The sequence below is a fragment of the Clostridium sp. CM039 genome, from assembly GCF_055081075.1.
Genome location: NZ_CM143649.1, coordinates 2,881,613 through 2,902,013 on the forward strand (window position 1 = coordinate 2,881,613; position 20,401 = coordinate 2,902,013).

At 39.3% G+C, this 20,401-nt stretch carries 11 protein-coding genes, 2 tRNA genes and 6 rRNA genes; 2 read left to right on the forward strand and 17 right to left on the reverse strand.

The window, feature by feature from the left end; genetic code table 11:
- Positions 1-23: 23 nt before the first annotated feature.
- From ACWJJ2_RS13285 to ACWJJ2_RS13310, 6 genes are all read right to left on the reverse strand, one after another.
- Positions 24-725: a response regulator gene (locus ACWJJ2_RS13285; RefSeq protein ID WP_462953393.1), complete on the reverse strand. Its 702-nt coding sequence runs from the start codon at positions 723-725 to the stop codon at positions 24-26.
- Positions 694-2,325, reverse strand: a complete 1,632-nt coding sequence (locus ACWJJ2_RS13290) for a DUF4118 domain-containing protein (protein ID WP_462953394.1) — start codon at positions 2,323-2,325, stop codon at positions 694-696. The genes ACWJJ2_RS13285 and ACWJJ2_RS13290 overlap by 32 nt, the downstream gene beginning before the upstream one ends.
- Before the next feature lie 175 nt (positions 2,326-2,500).
- Positions 2,501-3,001, reverse strand: coding sequence for a hypothetical protein (locus ACWJJ2_RS13295; protein ID WP_216304194.1), 501 nt, complete (start codon positions 2,999-3,001; stop codon positions 2,501-2,503).
- The gene (locus ACWJJ2_RS13300) at positions 2,977-4,512 is read right to left on the reverse strand and encodes a TrkH family potassium uptake protein (protein WP_462953395.1); all 1,536 of its coding nucleotides are present in this window, start codon (positions 4,510-4,512) and stop codon (positions 2,977-2,979) included. Before ACWJJ2_RS13300 ends, ACWJJ2_RS13295 begins: the two co-directional genes overlap by 25 nt.
- Before the next feature lie 113 nt (positions 4,513-4,625).
- Complete coding sequence (locus ACWJJ2_RS13305) at positions 4,626-5,285, reverse strand: potassium channel family protein (RefSeq protein ID WP_165413760.1); 660 nt, start codon at positions 5,283-5,285, stop codon at positions 4,626-4,628.
- Entirely contained in the window at positions 5,282-5,935 is a 654-nt protein-coding gene (locus ACWJJ2_RS13310) for a potassium channel family protein (protein ID WP_220287445.1), read from the reverse strand. Before ACWJJ2_RS13310 ends, ACWJJ2_RS13305 begins: the two co-directional genes overlap by 4 nt.
- A 539-nt stretch (positions 5,936-6,474) precedes the next feature.
- Here ACWJJ2_RS13310 and ACWJJ2_RS13315 point away from each other — a divergent pair.
- The gene (locus ACWJJ2_RS13315) at positions 6,475-7,050 is read left to right on the forward strand and encodes a response regulator (protein WP_220287447.1); all 576 of its coding nucleotides are present in this window, start codon (positions 6,475-6,477) and stop codon (positions 7,048-7,050) included.
- 30 nt (positions 7,051-7,080) lie between these two features.
- On the opposite strand, the gene ACWJJ2_RS13320 is transcribed toward ACWJJ2_RS13315, so the two are convergent.
- From ACWJJ2_RS13320 to ACWJJ2_RS13350, 7 genes are all read right to left on the reverse strand, one after another.
- Positions 7,081-7,156 (reverse strand) — tRNA-Lys (locus ACWJJ2_RS13320).
- A 6-nt stretch (positions 7,157-7,162) separates the two neighbouring features.
- Positions 7,163-7,279, reverse strand: a 5S ribosomal RNA gene (rrf, locus tag ACWJJ2_RS13325).
- 85 nt (positions 7,280-7,364) lie between these two features.
- Positions 7,365-10,290 (reverse strand): 23S ribosomal RNA (locus tag ACWJJ2_RS13330).
- A gap of 292 nt (positions 10,291-10,582) precedes the next feature.
- Positions 10,583-12,100: ribosomal RNA gene (locus ACWJJ2_RS13335) — 16S ribosomal RNA — on the reverse strand.
- Together the 16S, 23S and 5S rRNA genes with 1 tRNA gene alongside form the textbook arrangement of a ribosomal RNA operon.
- Positions 12,101-12,272: 172 nt before the next feature.
- On the reverse strand, positions 12,273-12,395 hold the full coding sequence (locus ACWJJ2_RS13340) for a hypothetical protein (RefSeq protein ID WP_268064038.1): 123 nt from the start codon (positions 12,393-12,395) through the stop codon (positions 12,273-12,275).
- 414 nt (positions 12,396-12,809) lie between these two features.
- The gene (locus tag ACWJJ2_RS13345) at positions 12,810-13,028 is read right to left on the reverse strand and encodes a DUF3892 domain-containing protein (protein ID WP_165415007.1); all 219 of its coding nucleotides are present in this window, start codon (positions 13,026-13,028) and stop codon (positions 12,810-12,812) included.
- A 247-nt stretch (positions 13,029-13,275) separates the two neighbouring features.
- A complete protein-coding gene (locus ACWJJ2_RS13350; RefSeq protein ID WP_165415008.1) occupies positions 13,276-14,151 on the reverse strand; it encodes a YitT family protein in 876 nt (291 codons plus the stop codon).
- A 210-nt stretch (positions 14,152-14,361) separates the two neighbouring features.
- Here ACWJJ2_RS13350 and ACWJJ2_RS13355 point away from each other — a divergent pair, with 210 nt between their 5' ends.
- Positions 14,362-15,036: a uracil-DNA glycosylase gene (locus ACWJJ2_RS13355; RefSeq protein ID WP_462953396.1), complete on the forward strand. Its 675-nt coding sequence runs from the start codon at positions 14,362-14,364 to the stop codon at positions 15,034-15,036.
- A 50-nt stretch (positions 15,037-15,086) separates the two neighbouring features.
- On the opposite strand, the gene ACWJJ2_RS13360 is transcribed toward ACWJJ2_RS13355, so the two are convergent.
- The 4 genes from ACWJJ2_RS13360 to ACWJJ2_RS13375 form a co-directional block, all read right to left on the reverse strand.
- Positions 15,087-15,162: transfer RNA gene (locus ACWJJ2_RS13360), tRNA-Phe, on the reverse strand.
- Between the two features lie 5 nt (positions 15,163-15,167).
- Positions 15,168-15,284, reverse strand: a 5S ribosomal RNA gene (rrf, locus tag ACWJJ2_RS13365).
- 116 nt (positions 15,285-15,400) lie between these two features.
- Positions 15,401-18,326: ribosomal RNA gene (locus tag ACWJJ2_RS13370) — 23S ribosomal RNA — on the reverse strand.
- A gap of 292 nt (positions 18,327-18,618) precedes the next feature.
- Positions 18,619-20,136: ribosomal RNA gene (locus tag ACWJJ2_RS13375) — 16S ribosomal RNA — on the reverse strand.
- Positions 20,137-20,401 lie beyond the last annotated feature (265 nt).

A 20,401-nucleotide genomic window follows, 5' to 3' on the forward strand; every position in this document is an offset into this window, starting at 1 on the left:
CCAAAAGCTTCATCTCTGAAATATTATTCATCTACTAAACGATACCCTACTCCAACCTCCGTTATGATATACTGAGGCTGAGCAGGATTCCTCTCTATTTTTCTTCTTATATTAGCCATAAATACCCTAAGAGACTGTGTATCATTTTCAAAATAACTTCCCCAAATCTCATCAACTATATATTTATGAGTTAACACACGTCCTGCATATCTTGACATTAGCTCAATTAGTTTGTATTCCATTGGTGTTAAATGTATCTCTTTATCTAAAATTATAACTTTACGTTTTTCAAAATCTATCTTTAAATCCTTCACCTTAAATACTGACTGCACATCGTTTTGTGACTTATTCTCTCCATTAAAATGTCTAAGTGCCACTCTAGTTCTAGCTAAAAGCTCTGCTACACTAAAAGGCTTGGTCAAATAATCATCTGCACCTTTATCTAAGGCTTCAACTTTTTCCCTTTCAAGTCCACGAGCTGAAACAACTATAATCCTAGCTTTTGTAGACTCCCTTACTTTCTCAATAACATTAAGTCCATCAATATCTGGTAACCCTAAGTCCAAAATTATTATATCTGGATTATGTGAAAAAATAAGTGTTATAGCCGCATTCCCAAATTCAGTTTCAATGCACTTATATCCCTGTGCTTCAAGCGAAATTTTCATAAATTTTTTAATAGGCTTATCATCTTCAACTATTAAAATCAAAGGCTTCATATCCACTGCCATCACTCCTTATTACAGGTAAACTAAATCTAAAAGTCGCCCCACCAGAAGAGTTATTTAAAGCTTCCATATATCCACCATGTGCTTCTATTATAGACTTACAAATAGCAAGTCCCAATCCTATCCCTCGTTTTTCTAGGGAATTACCCTTAGCCTTGGTATAAAACCTATCAAATATAGTTGGTATATCTTCTTCTGGTATGCCTTTCCCATTATCTGATACCTCAAAAACCACACTATCTTCCTTTTCTGTAACTTTAACTTCTATAATAGAATCACTCTGTGAATACTTGATGGCATTATCAATCAAATTAATAAACACTTGTTCTATTAATAATCCATCTACAAATAATATAACCATTTTTTCTGGTAGTTCAATCTTAATATTATGACTTCCCGAAAACCTTGTAACTCTCGATATAGATTCAGCAACAATTTCTTCAACAATCTCCACATCTTTCTTAATTTCAAGCTTACCTTCATCTATCCGTGTCATGCTTAATATATTTTCAACTGAATGTATAAGCCAGCTTGTATCTTCATAAATTATTTCAAGAAGTTCTTTCTTGGTATCATTATCAAGTACATCATAATTATCACTAATAGTAGAAACTGACCCTAATATTCCTGTTAGCGGAGTTCTTAAATCATGCGAAATTGACCTTAAAATATTGCCCCTAAGCCTTTCCGACTCAGTCTCTAAATTTATCTGTCTTTTCTTTTCGTATAACTCTTCTCTTTCAATAGCTAAAGCGATTTGTGTAGAAACGGACTCTAGAAGGATCTTTTCATTTTTTGATAACACATTTTCTTCTAAACATGCGATGCCAATAATTCCAAGAATCCTATTTTGTCCTTTAATGGGATGGTAATATCCAATACTATTTAAGGAAATTTCAGCTTCAATGCCAACTGATTTGCCTGTTTTAAAGCATTTTTCAATTGCTCCAACCTCTATATCTGACCTAAAAATACCCCTACTATATTCTCGATTAAGCATATATTCACTTGGCTGTTGCAAATTATTTTTATCATCTACTATAGCTATCATAATATTTCTGTTAAACATATCAACTAAATTATCGCCACAAAACTCAACTACTTGTTTTTTATTTCTTGCCGTAAGCAATGATTTATTAATTTTATATAAAATTTGCATTCTATTTTCACGTATATAAGATATCTTAGCTTGCGACTTAACTCTTGAAGTTAAAGTGCTTGTAATAATTGCTGCTATAAGCATTATAATAAAAGTTACTGGATAATCAGCTCTATAAGCTAGAAAGGTATAATATGGCACCGTAAATAAAAAGTTAAATGATAGCACTCCAATTATCGCGGCCAGTATACCATAACCATATCCATCAGTACTTCTTGATACGAATAATACACCTAAAATAAATACTATTATTACATTTGATTCATGTAACCCAATTTTTCTAAATATCAGAGATATTACAGTGGCTAAACTCATAATTACTATAGTTTTAACCACATTGGTAATCATTATTGTTTTAGGTTTGATTTCTTCATAATCACTATATTCATATTCACTAGAAATTTTGAAAAACTTCTCATCAAATTTACCTTTCTTCAAACTCCACATCACCTTCCTAATATATCTAAATATCGTTTATTTAAACTATGACTATCCTAAATGCCTCTTAATTAGCAATGCTAATCTTGAATAATCCATTACTTAAAAAGGATATCTAGTACTATGCTTAGTATGGACAAAATAGTTTTAGTTTTAAAGTTCTAAAAAAAGCATTTCACTTTGAAGTGCTTTTAGTAAATTTTATATATGAAAAAATTAAAGCAAGTGTGATGACTGTTAATATTATTGCTATACCTTTTTTATTGTTACTTATAGGGATTGCTACTTTGTGCCCAGGCTCTATAATTTTAACCGAGCTTGCATGGATATCCATATCCCCACCATGGTCCTTACAAGCCCTATTAAAAGTTCCATTTATCTTAACTATATCTCCCCTATAACCATACTTACCAAATTTTTTTATACTTTGAACTTGTTCAGATTTAATCCATATTCCCATAGCTGTGCTTCCATCATTGATGTTTACCCATGAATATTTACCTCTATTCATACATTCACCAATAGCTTCACCCTTTAATGTAATTTTACTATTATCAATATTTTTGCTATTTTCGATTAATTCATTAAAATTACTATATTCCTTTGCCATACATGTTATTGAAAAAGAAAAAGCCAAAATACACACTACTATTATTGTTTTAAAAGTCTTAACCATAATTTCTTTATGCCTCCAAATGTGACTCCTATTAACGCAAACACAGATATGAATTCTAATCTTCCTAAATACATTGCAATTATATAATATACCTTCATTGCAGTAGGCATTGTAGGCGCCGTAATCCCAATGGATAATCCTACATTTCCTGTAACTGAAGCAGCTTCAAAAGCTGAACTGAGCACTGGATATCCATAATAGGTTCCCAACGCAGTACCTATAAAAAATAATATTATATATAATATTATTATTAGGTAAGCAGATTTCACCATTGCATCCTCTAAGATAATTTCCTTTATATGATGGAATTTAAACACCTTTATTTTTCTATCAGAATTTAATAATTTGTTTACCTCTGCAATTATACTTTTAAAAACCAATCCTACCCTTAATCCTTTAAACCCACCTGCCGTAGAACATGCTGATCCACCTATAAGCATGGCTATTATAAGCATAACCACAGGAAAATCGCCCCATTCAGTTGCAAACTGTCTGGCATAAAGATTACCAAACCCTGTAGTTGTATGCGCTGATAATACATTATAAATACCTTTTCTGAAAACCGATATACCATTACTATATACACCTGAATTTGTTAGTTTTAACGCTGTAAAAAAAGAAATAATTAAAGCTGTAATAAAAAAACTCTGTGTTTCAATATTCCTGAATATTTCTTTTTTATTACCTTGCCATACTGCATAATGTAATGCAAAATTTAAAGAACCAATGACAAAGAAAATCATTGTTAATAACTCATAGGAAAGACTATGATAATACAGAATGTTTTGAGACATTGGTGCAAATCCACCAGTACTCCATGCAGACATAAAAATAAATAATCCATGAAAGAAAGCACTTACAGGCTGCATACCTATAAACATTCCATTAATCCAAAGCATAGTAGTACCTACAATTAAATACACAATACTTATTTTCCATATAATTCTTGCTGTGTTTTTTACATTAGGTACGAGTTCAGCATCCTTACCTTCACCAACATACATTTTGTAAGCACCTAAAGTATGGTTTACCATAAAACTTAAAGCTAGTACCACCATGCCTTGGCCTCCAACAAAGGTAAGAATGTGTCTCCACATATTTAATCCTAGAGAAAGATGGTCAAGATTTTGAATAAGTAGGACCCCTGTGGTTGTAAATCCACTCATAACATCAAAACATGCATCTAAGAGAGATGTTGTATTTCCACTGAGCTCATAAGGCACCGCACATAACAAAGTTAATATAATCCATGAACTAGATGCAATAATTAACCCATGCTTCCATTGCAACCTTACTTTATCAACCTTGTCTTTACCTGTAAACATAAGAACTATACCTAAACTAATCGCTATATTTATACTAATAATAAAATCTAAAAGCGCGCTCCATTCCTTAAATATCAATGAGATCAATATGGGTATCAACATTAAACTTGCAGTTCCCATTATTACATAGCCTACATAAAAATTTATTATTTTAAAATCATCAAAGTTTTTTGTTATTTTTTTCATATAATCACCTTGCTAAAATCATATTAATGCCATATAAAATAAATAAAAATGTTAATGTATATCCTATCTCTGTAATTACTCCGCATACAATTTTTTTATTAGTCATAATATATTTACCCTCCAATTATAGATTTTTCTACATCATTTTTTTTATCTGTATTTGTGATAATAAGTACTTTATCACCTTCTTTTATATCTACGCAGCCTCTTGGAAAAATTACTTCCCCACTTCTTATTATTGATAGTATTACACATTCCTTAGGTATATTTAACTGCTCTACTGATTTATCTTTCCATGCGCTTCTTTTATCTATTTTTGCTTCTACTAATGTCATTTCTCCTTTATTAATGCTTTCTATAATTTTCAGTGGTTCGCTATTAAATTCACCCTCTATCAAATTGCAAATTACTTGTGTGCTACATACAGTCTTATCCACTCCTAACGCTTCGAAAATTGCTGTATTTTTAGGATTGTTGATTCTAGCTATTGTTTCATTAATATTAAAGTTTACTTTAGCCATCTGACATATTACCAGGTTTTCCTCATCTTTTCCCGTTACTGCAGCTACAACTTCAGCTTGCTCTATATCCGCATCTTCTAATACTTCAACATCTGAGCCATCCCCACATATTACATCTACTTCGAGTTCTTCGGCAACCTTTTCACAAATTTTTGTGTTTTTTTCTATTAACACTACCTGATGTTTTTTTTCTTTTAATGCTTTAACAAGATAGTATCCTACCTTCCCACCGCCAACTACTATTGCTCTCATCTAAGTTTCTCCTTCATTATTGCCTTTACTAACTTTTCTTTATTCTCCTTATTTATGCTACAAATTATTTTGTCACCCTTTTCCAATAGTTCATTTCCATTTGGTATAATAAGTTCCCCCTTTTTGGAAACTGCACATATCCTACAATTAAACTTATCTTCTATTTCTAAAATGTTATTAATTCTAAGTCTGTTTATTGTAATCTCCTCTATTGATATATCATTATTTAATATCAATAATGCATCTGATTTTTTATCTATTATTTTGTTTTTAATTATATTTATACTTACTTCAGTTGGACTTATAGTTTGTAGTCCTAGTTTTCTATAAATAAATTCCCTTGATGGATCAAAAATTCTAGCTATTACTTTAGGCACCTTAAATATATCCTTTGCAATTTGACTAGCCATAATATTTATATTATCTGCTGGAGTCATAGCTAAAAATATATCTGCTTTATCTATTCCCGCGTCTATTAATATATCATTATCTATCTCCACTCCTTTAATTCTAATTCCATTAAATCCACTTCTAAGTCTCTCTAGATTTTCCGCATGTTTATCCACTATTACCACATCATGACCGTCATTAGACAATTCCATAGCAAGTCCGCTACCTAATCTACCACAACCTATTATTACAATATACATAGTATGTTCTCCTTACTTAAATTTCTTTTAAAAAAACCATAGCTGAATTTAAAACTACTTTTAGTAAGTTAATATGAATTTACTATTAAATTTAAATACCATATGCATATTTTAAGCAATTATAGGAAGTAATGCAACTTTGCATAACTGTCCTTAAAATCATTCTCCTACCTGTTATATGTGGTTTAAGAAATCTAGCAATTCTATTCTTTGTTTACATTCGTTTTTGTTCATTTTCCTCATAGTACTAACTCCATAATTGAGTATATAACTTACTTAAAAGAAGTACAGTGTGTTTTTATCTATAATTTGCATATAACACATATTTTACATGTTAAAGTATTCACTTGTAGTTAATTATAATTAATAAAAGTAATATATAAACTTAAAAATACAGATGAGAATATTATCAGGATTATTATTTTATTTAAAATCCTTACTCAACTAAAATTAAGCTATAATTCTACACCATTAAGTGTTAAAATTATAGCTCTATATGTTTAATAATACAATTTTTCACTTGGGAAAGAAGGACTGCTATGAAAAGAGCTTTAGTTGTAGATGATACAAAAAATATTCGTACGTTGCTAGGCATTTACCTTAAACTAAACAATTTCGAAGTTTTGATGGCTACTAATGGCCATGAAGCTTTATCATTAATTGATACTGTGCCCGTAGATTTAATATTTTTAGATATTAAAATGCCCGAAATAAGTGGCACAGAAGTTCTAAAACGAATTAGAACTAAAGGAATAACCGCTCCAGTAGTAATTATGACAGCTTTTGCCACAGTTAAAAATGCAGTGGATTGTACTAAACTTGGGGCAATTACTTATTTACAGAAGCCTTTTACTACAGATAAGATTAAAACTATTCTTGCTGAATTGACTACAAAAGATGATACCTATGATAAAAATATTGAACACCAAATAATTACTATAAAATATTTAATAAATGAAAATAACTTAGAAAAAGCATTAGATACTTTAAAAGTGGTTTTATCCACCGATCCAAGTATTCCAGAGATTTATGAATTAATGTCTATAGTATATAGTAGACAAGGAGAATTAAAAAAATCGAAAATATTTCATAATATGTCGGAACAATGGAAATAAAAAAAAAGCACTTCATAAAGAAGTACTTTCTGGTGGCTTACCGGGGAATCGAACCCCGGACACCATGATTAAAAGTCATGTGCTCTACCAACTGAGCTAGTAAACCATGTTTACCTGGCGACAACCTACTCTTCCACAAGGTCACCCCTGCAGTACCATCGGCGCATTGAAGCTTAACCTTCGTGTTCGGTATGGGAACGGGTGTTACCTTCATGCCATAATCACCAGATTGAGAATATAAATATTCTCTGAAAATTGCACAGTGAATTAGTCTTCTTCCTTACGTCCGAAGCTTCGCGTTATTTCTAATTATTTAGGTCAAGCCCTCGACTTATTAGTATTAGTCAGCTGAACATGTTACCATGCTTACACCTCTAACCTATCAACCTGGTGGTCTTCCAGGAGTCTTACTAACACCGCACTTACGTGCGAGTTATGGGAAATCTCATCTCAGGGTGGGCTTCACGCTTAGATGCTTTCAGCGTTTATCCCTTCCAAACATAGCTACCCAGCGATGCCACTGGCGTGACAACTGGTGCACCAGAGGTTTGTCCATCCCGGTCCTCTCGTACTAAGGACAGCTCCCTTCAAATTTCCTACGCCCGCGACGGATAGGGACCGAACTGTCTCACGACGTTCTGAACCCAGCTCGCGTGCCGCTTTAATGGGCGAACAGCCCAACCCTTGGGACCTACTTCAGCCCCAGGATGCGACGAGCCGACATCGAGGTGCCAAACCTCCCCGTCGATGTGGACTCTTGGGGGAGATCAGCCTGTTATCCCCGAGGTAGCTTTTATCCGTTGAGCGATGGCCCTCCCACGAGGTACCACCGGATCACTAAGCCCGACTTTCGTCCCTGCTCCACTTGTAAGTGTCGCAGTCAGGCTCCCTTCTGCCTTTGCACTCTTCGCGCGATTTCCAACCGCGCTGAGGGAACCTTTGGGCGCCTCCGTTACTTTTTTGGAGGCGACCGCCCCAGTCAAACTGCCCACCTAACAATGTCCTGTGACCAGATTCATGGCCTCCAGTTAGAACCTCAGTACTGTCAGGGTGGTATCCCAAGGATGACTCCACACAGGCTGACGCCCATGTTTCTCAGTCTCCCACCTATCCTGTACAGACAATACCGAAATTCAATGCTAAGCTACAGTAAAGCTCTACGGGGTCTTTCCGTCCAATCGCGGGTAGCAAGCATCTTCACTTGCACTACAATTTCGCCGGATGTGTTGTTGAGACAGTGCCCAAATCATTACGCCATTCGTGCGGGTCGGAACTTACCCGACAAGGAATTTCGCTACCTTAGGACCGTTATAGTTACGGCCGCCGTTTACTGGGGCTTAAGTTCATACCTTCGCTTGCGCTAAGTAATCCCCTTAACCTTCCAGCACCGGGCAGGCGTCAGCCCCTATACATCAGCTTTCGCTTTAGCAGAGACCTGTGTTTTTGCTAAACAGTTGCTTGGGCCTATTCTCTGCGACCTACTTACGTAGGCACCCCTTCTCCCGAAGTTACGGGGTCAATTTGCCGAGTTCCTTAACAACAATTCTTCCGATGGTCTTAGGATTCTCTCCTCACCTACCTGTGTCGGTTTGCGGTACGGGCACCAATATCCTCGATAGAGACTTTTCTTGGCAGCGTGGAATCAGATACTTCAGGAATAAATTCCCTTCCCCATCACATCTCAGCGTTAAGAGCAAACGGATTTGCCTGTCTGCTCCGCCTAAATGCTTAGACACACATCCAATAGTGTGCACATCTTATCCTCCTGCGTCATCCCATTTCTAATAACGTCCATTGGTGGTATCGGAATATCAACCGATTGTCCATCACCTACGCCTTTCGGCCTCGGCTTAGGTCCCGACTAACCCTGAGAGGACGAGCCTTCCTCAGGAAACCTTAGGTTTTCGACCGTTAAGATTCTCACTTAACTCTCGCTACTCATGCCAACATTCTCACTTCTGTACCGTCCACCACTCCTTACGGTATGACTTCAGCCAGTACAGAAAGCTCCTCTACCGCGTACACAATTGTGTACACCCATAGCTTCGGTGGTAAGTTTTAGCCCCGGACATCTTCGGCGCAGGATCTCTTGACTAGTGAGCTATTACGCACTCTTTAAATGAGTGGCTGCTTCTGAGCCAACATCCTAGTTGTCTTAGAAATCCCACATCCTTTTCCACTTAACTTACACTTTGGGACCTTAGCTGATGGTCTGGGCTGTTTCCCTTTTGACTACGGATCTTATCATTCGCAGTCTGACTGCCGAAATAAAAGTATATGGCATTCGGAGTTTGATAGGGTTCAGTAACTGTTGTCAGCCCCTAGCCCATTCAGTGCTCTACCTCCATTACTCAATTAATCGACGCTAGCCCTAAAGCTATTTCGAGGAGAACCAGCTATCTCCGAGTTCGATTGGAATTTCTCCGCTATCCACAGCTCATCCCATGGTTTTTCAACACCAACGTGGTTCGGACCTCCACGGAATTTTACTTCCGCTTCATCCTGGCCATGGATAGGTCACCCGGTTTCGGGTCTACGACATGCAACTATGCGCCCTATTCAGACTTGGTTTCCCTTCGGCTCCGTACCTTAAGTACTTAACCTTGCTACATATCGTAACTCGTTGGCTCGTTCTACAAAAAGCACGCCGTCACACATATAAAGTGCTTCGACCGGTTGTAGGCACACGGTTTCAGGTTCTATTTCACTCCCCTTCCGGGGTTCTTTTCACCTTTCCCTCACGGTACTTCTTCACTATCGGTCACTAGGTAGTATTTAGCCTTGGGAGGTGGTCCTCCCAGCTTCCCACAAGGTTTCACGTGTCTCGTGGTACTCTGGATTAGATCTGACTGTTTTTCCTTTTCATTTACAGGCCTATTACCTTCTGCGGAGCAGCTTTCCAGCTATCTTCAATTAAGGAATTGCAGTATTTATGATCTATCCTCAACCCCCAGATCAAAGACCTGGGTTTGGGCTCTTTCCCTTTCGCTCGCCGCTACTTAGGAAATCGATGTTTCTTTCTCTTCCTCCGGGTACTTAGATGTTTCAGTTCCCCGGGTCTACCTCTGCATACCTATTTATTCAGTATGCAGTACATAGTTGTTACTATGTGGGTTCCCCCATTCGGAAATCTTTGGATCACAGGCTATTTGCGCCTACCCAAAGCTTATCGCAGCTTAACGCGTCCTTCTTCGGCTCCTAGTGCCAAGGCATTCGCCATGCGCCCTTTGTAGCTTGACCTTGATTCTGTCTATTTACATAGACGGTTATATTAATTTTGCGAAATTGTATTAAATTAATTTATAAACTACTTGCGTAGTTTTAATTTTTTTAAAACAACTTTTTTCACTGTGCAATTTTCAAAGAACATTTTAAGAAAAACTATTCATTATCTAACTCCTAAGAGTTAGATAAAATTAGTCTCTCAAAATTAAACAGAGAACTAGGTACGATTAATTACAATAGATATTTTTGAAGAACAAATTAATATTCTTCTATTGCATCGACCGAAGTCAATACATCTACTCCCTAGAAAGGAGGTGATCCAGCCGCAGGTTCTCCTACGGCTACCTTGTTACGACTTCACCCCAATCATCAATCCCACCTTCGGCCGCTGGCTCCTTACGGTTACCTCACGGACTTCGGGTGTTACCAACTCTCATGGTGTGACGGGCGGTGTGTACAAGGCCCGGGAACGTATTCACCGCGACATGCTGATTCGCGATTACTAGCAACTCCGGCTTCATGTAGGCGAGTTGCAGCCTACAATCCGAACTGGGATGAGTTTTTGAGTTTGGCTCCACCTTGCGGTCTTGCATCTCTTTGTACTCACCATTGTAGCACGTGTGTAGCCCTAGACATAAGGGGCATGATGATTTGACGTCATCCCCACCTTCCTCCCGGTTAACCCGGGCAGTCTCACTAGAGTGCTCAACTTAATGGTAGCAACTAATGATAAGGGTTGCGCTCGTTGCGGGACTTAACCCAACATCTCACGACACGAGCTGACGACAACCATGCACCACCTGTCACCCTGTCCCGAAGGACTTCGCCCATCTCTGGGTTATGCAGGGGATGTCAAGTCTAGGTAAGGTTCTTCGCGTTGCTTCGAATTAAACCACATGCTCCGCTGCTTGTGCGGGCCCCCGTCAATTCCTTTGAGTTTTAATCTTGCGATCGTACTCCCCAGGCGGAATACTTAATGTGTTAACGGCGGCACCGAGGTTCGACCCCCGACACCTAGTATTCATCGTTTACGGCGTGGACTACCAGGGTATCTAATCCTGTTTGCTCCCCACGCTTTCATGCCTCAGCGTCAGTTACAGTCCAGTAAGTCGCCTTCGCCACTGGTGTTCTTCCTAATCTCTACGCATTTCACCGCTACACTAGGAATTCCACTTACCTCTCCTGCACTCTAGACACCCAGTTTCAAATGCAGCACCCAAGTTAAGCTCGGGTATTTCACATCTGACTTAAATGTCCGCCTACGCATCCTTTACGCCCAGTAAATCCGGACAACGCTTGCCACCTACGTATTACCGCGGCTGCTGGCACGTAGTTAGCCGTGGCTTCCTCCTCTGGTACCGTCATTATCGTCCCAGAAGACAGAACTTTACAACCCGAAGGCCTTCATCATTCACGCGGCGTTGCTGCGTCAGGGTTTCCCCCATTGCGCAATATTCCCCACTGCTGCCTCCCGTAGGAGTCTGGACCGTGTCTCAGTTCCAATGTGGCCGATCACCCTCTCAGGTCGGCTACGCATCGTCGCCTTGGTGAGCCGTTACCTCACCAACTAGCTAATGCGCCGCGGGTCCATCTCAAAGTGGAATTTTCCGAAGAAAAATCCTTTGATGTTTCGATCATGCGACCAAAACATATTATGCGGTATTAATCTCCCTTTCGGGAGGCTATTCCCCTCTTTGAGGCAGGTTACCCACGTGTTACTCACCCGTCCGCCGCTAATCCACCCCGAAAGGTTTCATCGCTCGACTTGCATGTGTTAGGCACGCCGCCAGCGTTCGTCCTGAGCCAGGATCAAACTCTCAATTTAAAAGTTTACACTTTTTTAGTTGAAATGATTAATCTGCGACAACTGTTAAGTTGTTACGCAAGCTCATTACATACTTTTTAGTCTTACGACTAAATTTTACTTTATACTAAAGTAATTAACTGGTTTAACGAAATATTATTTCGCTATCTTTACCTATTTCTCTGTTTAATTTTCAAAGACCAATTTGCTTTGTCATCATGTGATGACTTCTACTATTATATCTGTTATATCTTAAGTTGTCAACAGTTTTTTTAATTCTTTTAACTGTTATTCTTCTTAATCTTTCTTGCTTCATCACTATTGAACCGCAGCGACAATTAATATAATATCATCTTTCAAAAACATAATATTTCATTTTTTTCTTTCATACGACAATTATATACAGTATTCTTTATAATGCTATTATATGTTAAGTTTCTTTTGTACTGACACACTAGGAATAGTATACCTTTATACACCAAATAATATACCAGCTTCATCACATTATACTTAGTTATAAATAAAGTGTAAGCCCTCTACATTAAGAAAAAACTCAATAAAGAGGACTTGCAACTATTATATTAAATAATCACCTGCGGTGCTGCAACTGCTTCGCAGAAGATGCATCGACGACTTCAGAAGAAAATTTATACTGCCACTGAAGTTTTTTCTTTATTATAGTCCGTAACCCCCTCTTATACAAGAGGGGGACGTTCCTTCTAAAATGTCATTAAAAATTCGGAAGATTATCTAAGTTGTCTTCTGTGATACTATTGGGTGATGACCTTATAACATCATTCCCATTTCTATTTTTACCAACAATCACCGATTCTACTGTTCCCCTCTTTGCTAACGCTACAACCTTACTCACATCCAATTCTTCACCTGTACTAGTTAATACATTTGTGATATCTCCGTCTGCATTTTTTCTTACCTTAACTATCTTCATAAAAATACATCTCCTCGTTAATTAATATAAGTAGAATTCAACATCTAAATTTTTTTAATACTATATTGTTTTTTATGTTAGCTTTTACATCACATATTTAGTATTTCCCTTTTTACCATTGTTTTATTACTAAACTATTACAAATCATATAAATTAATATTTACTAACTATCCTTTTAATATAATGAAAGCATGTAACTAATTACATGCTTTCATTATATTAAATCATCTCCTACGGAGCTGCAATATTAACCTATAGGGCTTTTAAATCCATTACCTTCAACCTCAGCTATATCAATTATAGAAATAAAAGCTTCTTGGTCTATAACTTTTATTACTCTCTTAATTTGTGGTAGTTGACCCAATGAAACAACACAATACACTATATTTTTTCTATGTTTAGTATATGCGCCTTCTCCATATAAAATAGTTACTCCTCTATTAAAATTACTCATTATCGCATCACTTACTTCTTTTTCTTTTTCTGATACTATTAAAAGCATTTTTCGTCGGTTTAATCCATTCATAACTTTTTCCATAACAGCCACCGTAATATACATAGAAATCAGAGTATATAATCCAACTTTAAAATTAAATAATACAGATCCAACAGCTACAATTAAGAAATTTATTGTAAAGCTCATTATACCTATTTCTATATCATATTTCTTTTTAGCATATATAGCTAAAATATCCATACCACCTGTAGATCCTTCATTAGAAAAAACAATTCCAGTCCCTATACCTGAAAGTATCCCGCCATATATACAGTAAAGAAGTCTATAAGACTCTTCAACAGGAGCAAGAACATTATTTAAAGATGAGGTAAGCATTAAACAAACCGATAGCGAAATGGTCCCCAATATCGTAAATGCAGTGAATTTCTTATTTATTTTTAATATACTTAATATAAGAAGTGGAATATTAAATATCAATAATGTAATACCCATTGGAAGATTGAAAATATACTGTAACATTAGCCCTATTCCTGAAAGCCCTCCACTAAGAAGCTTATTTGGAATTATAAATAAATTTATTGCAACCGCTAAAATAAAAGTGCCTAAAATAATAAGAACTATTTTCTTAAATAAATCTTTAAAATCAGTGCTAGATACCTTTTTCATAAACTATCTCCTTGTCTTTCTCTGAAATACAAAACAGCTATTAATTGGTTTGTACCATATATTTTTGTATCTTCTTCTATTATTATATACCATTTAACACTTAAAACAAGCAGAAGTACCATCCTATATTTTTATAATTTATACAATGAAAATAACAACTTATTTTATGAAAATAAATGCATTTATGTTACACTTAATTGAGGTGATTTTATGAATAATTTAGTAAATGATTGGAACGAGCTCTTATTAGAAGAATCTAATAAAGATTATTATTTAAAATTAAGATATTTTTTAAAAGAAGAATATGAAAAGGCGCAAATATATCCTGAAGTGCAGGATATATTTAATTCACTTAAATATACGGCATATAATGATGTAAAAATTGTTATACTTGGTCAAGATCCTTACCATGGACCTAGCCAAGCTCACGGTTTAAGTTTTTCTGTAAAAACAAATGTACCCATTCCCCCTTCTTTATTAAATATATATAAGGAATTAAATAATGATGTAGGCTGTTATATTCCTAATCACGGTTATTTAAAGAAATGGGCTGATCAGGGTGTTCTGCTCTTAAATACCGTTCTTACTGTTAGATCCGGAGAGGCTAATTCACATAAAAATAAAGGTTGGGAACATTTTACGGACAAAATCATTGCTTTATTAAACGAGAAAACAGAGCCTATAGTTTTTATTTTATGGGGGAACAATGCTCAGACAAAACAATCTCTTGTAACAAATCCAATACACTACATAATAAAGTCTGTTCACCCAAGCCCATTATCCGCATATAGAGGTTTTTTTAATAGTAAACCTTTTTCTGATGCTAATAATTTTTTAACTTCGGTAGGCGAAAAAAACATCGATTGGCAAATTGAAAATTTATAAATATATCACTCCAACTAAAAAAAACGTCTTAGAATTATCTAAGACGTTTTTGGTGGCTAGACCAGGAATCGAACCAGGGACACGAGGATTTTCAGTCCTCTGCTCTACCGACTGAGCTATCCAGCCACATTACCTGGCGACAACCTACTCTTCCACAAGGTCACCCCTGCAGTACCATCGGCGCATTGAAGCTTAACCTTCGTGTTCGGTATGGGAACGGGTGTTACCTTCATGCCATAATCACCAGATTGAGAATATAAATATTCTCTGAAAATTGCACAGTGAATTAGTCTTTTCGCTCACGCTCAAAGCCTCGCTTCTTTCTTACGAAAGAAGTATATCGCATTACTTTTAATTATATATTTAGGTCAAGCCCTCGACTTATTAGTATTAGTCAGCTGAACATGTTACCATGCTTACACCTCTAACCTATCAACCTGGTGGTCTTCCAGGAGTCTTACTAACATCGCACTTACGTGCGAGTTATGGGAAATCTCATCTCAGGGTGGGCTTCACGCTTAGATGCTTTCAGCGTTTATCCCTTCCAAACATAGCTACCCAGCGATGCCACTGGCGTGACAACTGGTGCACCAGAGGTTTGTCCATCCCGGTCCTCTCGTACTAAGGACAGCTCCCTTCAAATTTCCTACGCCCGCGACGGATAGGGACCGAACTGTCTCACGACGTTCTGAACCCAGCTCGCGTGCCGCTTTAATGGGCGAACAGCCCAACCCTTGGGACCTACTTCAGCCCCAGGATGCGACGAGCCGACATCGAGGTGCCAAACCTCCCCGTCGATGTGGACTCTTGGGGGAGATCAGCCTGTTATCCCCGAGGTAGCTTTTATCCGTTGAGCGATGGCCCTCCCACGAGGTACCACCGGATCACTAAGCCCGACTTTCGTCCCTGCTCCACTTGTAAGTGTCGCAGTCAGGCTCCCTTCTGCCTTTGCACTCTTCGCGCGATTTCCAACCGCGCTGAGGGAACCTTTGGGCGCCTCCGTTACTTTTTTGGAGGCGACCGCCCCAGTCAAACTGCCCACCTAACAATGTCCTGTGACCAGATTCATGGCCTCCAGTTAGAACCTCAGTACTGTCAGGGTGGTATCCCAAGGATGACTCCACACAGGCTGACGCCCATGTTTCTCAGTCTCCCACCTATCCTGTACAGACAATACCGAAATTCAATGCTAAGCTACAGTAAAGCTCTACGGGGTCTTTCCGTCCAATCGCGGGTAGCAAGCATCTTCACTTGCACTACAATTTCGCCGGATGTGTTGTTGAGACAGTGCCCAAATCATTACGCCATTCGTGCGGGTCGGAACTTACCCGACAAGGAATTTCGCTACCTTAGGACCGTTATAGTTACGGCCGCCGTTTACTGGGGCTTAAGTTCATACCTTCGCTTGCGCTAAGTAATCCCCTTAACCTTCCAGCACCGGGCAGGCGTCAGCCCCTATACATCAGCTTTCGCTTTAGCAGAGACCTGTGTTTTTGCTAAACAGTTGCTTGGGCCTATTCTCTGCGACCTACTTACGTAGGCACCCCTTCTCCCGAAGTTACGGGGTCAATTTGCCGAGTTCCTTAACAACAATTCTTCCGATGGTCTTAGGATTCTCTCCTCACCTACCTGTGTCGGTTTGCGGTACGGGCACCAATATCCTCGATAGAGACTTTTCTTGGCAGCGTGGAATCAGATACTTCAGGAATAAATTCCCTTCCCCATCACATCTCAGCGTTAAGAGCAAACGGATTTGCCTGTCTGCTCCGCCTAAATGCTTAGACACACATCCAATAGTGTGCACATCTTATCCTCCTGCGTCATCCCATTTCTAATAACGTCCATTGGTGGTATCGGAATATCAACCGATTGTCCATCACCTACGCCTTTCGGCCTCGGCTTAGGTCCCGACTAACCCTGAGAGGACGAGCCTTCCTCAGGAAACCTTAGGTTTTCGACCGTTAAGATTCTCACTTAACTCTCGCTACTCATGCCAACATTCTCACTTCTGTACCGTCCACCACTCCTTACGGTATGACTTCAGCCAGTACAGAAAGCTCCTCTACCGCGTACACAATTGTGTACACCCATAGCTTCGGTGGTAAGTTTTAGCCCCGGACATCTTCGGCGCAGGATCTCTTGACTAGTGAGCTATTACGCACTCTTTAAATGAGTGGCTGCTTCTGAGCCAACATCCTAGTTGTCTTAGAAATCCCACATCCTTTTCCACTTAACTTACACTTTGGGACCTTAGCTGATGGTCTGGGCTGTTTCCCTTTTGACTACGGATCTTATCATTCGCAGTCTGACTGCCGAAATAAAAGTATATGGCATTCGGAGTTTGATAGGGTTCAGTAACTGTTGTCAGCCCCTAGCCCATTCAGTGCTCTACCTCCATTACTCAATTAATCGACGCTAGCCCTAAAGCTATTTCGAGGAGAACCAGCTATCTCCGAGTTCGATTGGAATTTCTCCGCTATCCACAGCTCATCCCATGGTTTTTCAACACCAACGTGGTTCGGACCTCCACGGAATTTTACTTCCGCTTCATCCTGGCCATGGATAGGTCACCCGGTTTCGGGTCTACGACATGCAACTATGCGCCCTATTCAGACTTGGTTTCCCTTCGGCTCCGTACCTTAAGTACTTAACCTTGCTACATATCGTAACTCGTTGGCTCGTTCTACAAAAAGCACGCCGTCACACATATAAAGTGCTTCGACCGGTTGTAGGCACACGGTTTCAGGTTCTATTTCACTCCCCTTCCGGGGTTCTTTTCACCTTTCCCTCACGGTACTTCTTCACTATCGGTCACTAGGTAGTATTTAGCCTTGGGAGGTGGTCCTCCCAGCTTCCCACAAGGTTTCACGTGTCTCGTGGTACTCTGGATTAGATCTGACTGTTTTTCCTTTTCATTTACAGGCCTATTACCTTCTGCGGAGCAGCTTTCCAGCTATCTTCAATTAAGGAATTGCAGTATTTATGATCTATCCTCAACCCCCAGATCAAAGACCTGGGTTTGGGCTCTTTCCCTTTCGCTCGCCGCTACTTAGGAAATCGATGTTTCTTTCTCTTCCTCCGGGTACTTAGATGTTTCAGTTCCCCGGGTCTACCTCTGCATACCTATTTATTCAGTATGCAGTACATAGTTGTTACTATGTGGGTTCCCCCATTCGGAAATCTTTGGATCACAGGCTATTTGCGCCTACCCAAAGCTTATCGCAGCTTAACGCGTCCTTCTTCGGCTCCTAGTGCCAAGGCATTCGCCATGCGCCCTTTGTAGCTTGACCTTGATTCTGTCTATTTACATAGACGGTTATATTAATTTTGCGAAATTGTATTAAATTAATTTATAAACTACTTGCGTAGTTTTAATTTTTTTAAAACAACTTTTTTCACTGTGCAATTTTCAAAGAACATTTTAAGAAAAACTATTCATTATCTAACTCCTAAGAGTTAGATAAAATTAGTCTCTCAAAATTAAACAGAGAACTAGGTACGATTAATTACAATAGATATTTTTGAAGAACAAATTAATATTCTTCTATTGCATCGACCGAAGTCAATACATCTACTCCCTAGAAAGGAGGTGATCCAGCCGCAGGTTCTCCTACGGCTACCTTGTTACGACTTCACCCCAATCATCAATCCCACCTTCGGCCGCTGGCTCCTTACGGTTACCTCACGGACTTCGGGTGTTACCAACTCTCATGGTGTGACGGGCGGTGTGTACAAGGCCCGGGAACGTATTCACCGCGACATGCTGATTCGCGATTACTAGCAACTCCGGCTTCATGTAGGCGAGTTGCAGCCTACAATCCGAACTGGGATGAGTTTTTGAGTTTGGCTCCACCTTGCGGTCTTGCATCTCTTTGTACTCACCATTGTAGCACGTGTGTAGCCCTAGACATAAGGGGCATGATGATTTGACGTCATCCCCACCTTCCTCCCGGTTAACCCGGGCAGTCTCACTAGAGTGCTCAACTTAATGGTAGCAACTAATGATAAGGGTTGCGCTCGTTGCGGGACTTAACCCAACATCTCACGACACGAGCTGACGACAACCATGCACCACCTGTCACCCTGTCCCGAAGGACTTCGCCCATCTCTGGGTTATGCAGGGGATGTCAAGTCTAGGTAAGGTTCTTCGCGTTGCTTCGAATTAAACCACATGCTCCGCTGCTTGTGCGGGCCCCCGTCAATTCCTTTGAGTTTTAATCTTGCGATCGTACTCCCCAGGCGGAATACTTAATGTGTTAACGGCGGCACCGAGGTTCGACCCCCGACACCTAGTATTCATCGTTTACGGCGTGGACTACCAGGGTATCTAATCCTGTTTGCTCCCCACGCTTTCATGCCTCAGCGTCAGTTACAGTCCAGTAAGTCGCCTTCGCCACTGGTGTTCTTCCTAATCTCTACGCATTTCACCGCTACACTAGGAATTCCACTTACCTCTCCTGCACTCTAGACACCCAGTTTCAAATGCAGCACCCAAGTTAAGCTCGGGTATTTCACATCTGACTTAAATGTCCGCCTACGCATCCTTTACGCCCAGTAAATCCGGACAACGCTTGCCACCTACGTATTACCGCGGCTGCTGGCACGTAGTTAGCCGTGGCTTCCTCCTCTGGTACCGTCATTATCGTCCCAGAAGACAGAACTTTACAACCCGAAGGCCTTCATCATTCACGCGGCGTTGCTGCGTCAGGGTTTCCCCCATTGCGCAATATTCCCCACTGCTGCCTCCCGTAGGAGTCTGGACCGTGTCTCAGTTCCAATGTGGCCGATCACCCTCTCAGGTCGGCTACGCATCGTCGCCTTGGTGAGCCGTTACCTCACCAACTAGCTAATGCGCCGCGGGTCCATCTCAAAGTGGAATTTTCCGAAGAAAAATCCTTTGATGTTTCGATCATGCGACCAAAACATATTATGCGGTATTAATCTCCCTTTCGGGAGGCTATTCCCCTCTTTGAGGCAGGTTACCCACGTGTTACTCACCCGTCCGCCGCTAATCCACCCCGAAAGGTTTCATCGCTCGACTTGCATGTGTTAGGCACGCCGCCAGCGTTCGTCCTGAGCCAGGATCAAACTCTCAATTTAAAAGTTTACACTTTTTTAGTTGAAATGATTAATCTGCGACAACTGTTAAGTTGTTACGCAAGCTCATTACATACTTTTAGTCTTACGACTAAATTTTACTTTATACTAAAGTAATTAACTGGTTTAACGAAATATTATTTCGCTATCTTTACCTATTTCTCTGTTTAATTTTCAAAGACCAATTTACTTTGTCATCATGTGACGACCTCTACTACTCTACCAGTTATTTAATCATCTGTCAACAGTTTTTTAATCTTTTAATTTA